General features: G+C 50.7%; 1 rRNA gene. It reads right to left on the reverse strand.

Annotation, left to right across the window (positions count from 1 at the left end):
* Nucleotides 1-43: 43 nt before the first annotated feature.
* Nucleotides 44-2,940: ribosomal RNA gene (locus H8S37_RS17120) — 23S ribosomal RNA — on the reverse strand.
* Nucleotides 2,941-3,129 lie beyond the last annotated feature (189 nt).

Genomic DNA, 3,129 nt, shown 5'->3' on the forward strand with positions numbered 1-3,129 from the left:
AAAACTACATATAAAAGAAATCATCATCCAACCTATCACCTGCTTGGTTATGCCCTCGACCTATTAGTAACAGTCAGCTCCATGTGTTGCCACACTTCCACCTCTGCCCTATCTACCTCGTCGTCTTCAAGGGGTCTTACTAGCTTCTGCTATGGGATATCTCTTCTTGAGGGGGGCTTCACGCTTAGATGCCTTCAGCGTTTATCCCTTCCCGGCTTGGCTACTCTGCTATGCCCTTGGCAGAACAACAGATTCACCAGCGGCCAGTCCATCCCGGTCCTCTCGTACTAAGGACAGCTCCTCTCAAATATCCTACGCCCACGCCGGATAGGGACCGAACTGTCTCACGACGTTCTGAACCCAGCTCGCGTACCGCTTTAATGGGCGAACAGCCCAACCCTTGGGACCTACTTCAGCCCCAGGATGCGATGAGCCGACATCGAGGTGCCAAACCACTCCGTCGATGTGAACTCTTGGGAGTGATAAGCCTGTTATCCCCAGGGTAGCTTTTATCCGTTGAGCGATGGCAATCCCACTTTATACCACCGGATCACTAAGTCCTACTTTCGTACCTGCTCCACCCGTCGGTGTCGCAGTCAAGCTCCCTTCTGCCTTTACACTCTCCGAATGGTTTCCGACCATTCTGAGGGAACCTTTGAGCGCCTCCGATACCCTTTCGGAGGCGACCGCCCCAGTCAAACTCCCCACCTGACATTGTCCCCCAGCCGGTTCACGGCTGCTGGTTAGAAACCCAATACTGCAAGGGTGGTATCCCAACAGCGACTCCATGGTAACTGGCGTTACCACTTCCTCGTCTCCCACCTATCCTGTACATGCAATACCGAATCCCAGTATCAAGCTGGAGTAAAGCTCCATGGGGTCTTTCCGTCCTGGCGCAGGTAACCAGCATCTTCACTGGTATTTCAATTTCACCGGGTGCATTGTTGAGACAGTGCCCAAATCATTACGCCTTTCGTGCGGGTCGGAACTTACCCGACAAGGAATTTCGCTACCTTAGGACCGTTATAGTTACGGCCGCCGTTTACTGGGGCTTAAGTTCAAAGCTTCGTGTTACCACTAACCTCTCCCCTTAACCTTCCAGCACCGGGCAGGCGTCAGCCCATATACCTCACCTTTCGGTTTTGCATAGACCTGTGTTTTTGCTAAACAGTTGCTTGGGCCAATTCTCTGCGGCCAGTCTTACCTGGCACTCCTTCTCCCGAAGTTACGGAGTCATTTTGCCGAGTTCCTTAACAATGCTTCTCCCGTCAGCCTTAGGATTCTCTCCTCATCCACCTGTGTCGGTTTACGGTACGGGTATCTTATAAACAATAGCGGCTTTTCTTGGCAGCTAGCTCACACGCTTCGCTACTCTTAGTTCGCTCCACTTCACGTCTTCGGATTGTGCACCGGATTTGCCTTATGCACTCCTACCCCGCTTGTACCGGGCTTTCCATTCCCGGCTCGTGCTCTCTCTCTGCGTCCCCACAGTTCTGTTATAAGATAGTACAGGAATTTCAACCTGTTGTCCATCGGCTACGTCTTTCGACCTCACCTTAGGCCCCGACTTACCCAGAGCAGATCAGCTTTACTCTGGAAACCTTAGATATTCGGCCGGAAGGATTCTCACCTTCCTCTCGCTACTCATTCCGGCATTCTCTCTTCTTAACAATCCACTGCTCCTTCCGGTACAGCTTCTTCTCGTTAAGAATGCTCCTCTACCAACATACATTCGTATATTCCTAAGCTTCGGTAGTGTGTTTCAGCCCCGGACATTTTCGGCGCAGGACCTCTCGACTAGTGAGCTATTACGCACTCTTTTAATGTATGGCTGCTTCTAAGCCAACATCCTAGTTGTCTTTGAAATCCCACATCCTTTTCCACTTAACACACATTTTGGGACCTTAGCTGCAGGTCTGGGCTCTTTCCCTTTCGACCACCCAACTTATCTCGGATAGTCTGACTCCCATGCACCATCTACACGGCATTCGGAGTTTGATATCCCTTGGTAAGCTTTGACGCCCCCTTAGGAATTCAGTGCTCTACCTCCGTAAGACTTGCATGAGGCTAGCCCTAAAGCTATTTCGAGGAGAACCAGCTATCTCCGGGTTCGATTGGAATTTCTCCCCTATCCACACCTCATCCCCACCCTTTTCAACGGATGTGGGTTCGGTCCTCCATTGCCTTTTACGGCAACTTCAACCTGGACATGGATAGATCACCCGGTTTCGGGTCTGCTCCGACTGACTGTTCCGCCCTTTTCAGACTTGGTTTCCCTTCGGCTCCACACCTTCTAGTGCTTAACCTCGCCAGCCGACGCAACTCGCCGGACCGTTCTACAAAAAGTACGCGGTCGCGCATATAAAGCGCTTCCACAGCTTGTAAACATATGGTTTCAGGTTCTCTTTCACTCCCCTCCCGGGGTCCTTTTCACCTTTCCTTCACAGTACTATGCGCTATCGGTCACTAAGGAGTATTTAGCCTTACGGGGTGGTCCCCGCGTATTCAGTCAAGGTTTCTCGTGTCTCGACCTACTCTGGATCCCGCCTTGTCATCTCAAGTTTCGCTTACGGGGCTTTCACCCTCTTTGGCTGGCTTTCCCAAAACCATTCTGCTACTCTTGATGAATCAATTACGCGGTCCGAACCCCAGGGTGCACGCACCCTGGTTTGGGCTCTTCCGATTTCGCTCGCCGCTACTTTCGGAATCACTGTTGTTTTCTCTTCCTCCGGCTACTTAGATGTTTCAGTTCACCGGGTTCCCTTCCTTACGCTATGGATTCACGTAAGGATACCTGAGGTTTTCTCAAGTGGGTTCCCCCATTCGGATATCTCCGGATCGATGGGTATTTGCCCCTCCCCGAAGCTTTTCGCAGCTTATCACGTCCTTCATCGGCTCTTAGTGCCCAGGCATCCACCATACGCTCTTATTAGCATAACCAACTGACTCCCATTCACGGGAATGAATGGTCATCCACACGTGTATAGCGTTACACGCGTTGGTTCTAGGTCAATTTAGTTTTCCGTCTGTTTTCTTCAGACTTGGTAATGTTCTCTTACATTTACCTCGGATGTCTTTTCGATATTTCTATCTCTTTCTTCTTTTATATGCAGTTTTCAAGGTACACAG

This window comes from Mediterraneibacter hominis (assembly GCF_014287475.1).
GTDB lineage: Bacteria > Bacillota > Clostridia > Lachnospirales > Lachnospiraceae > Mediterraneibacter > Mediterraneibacter hominis.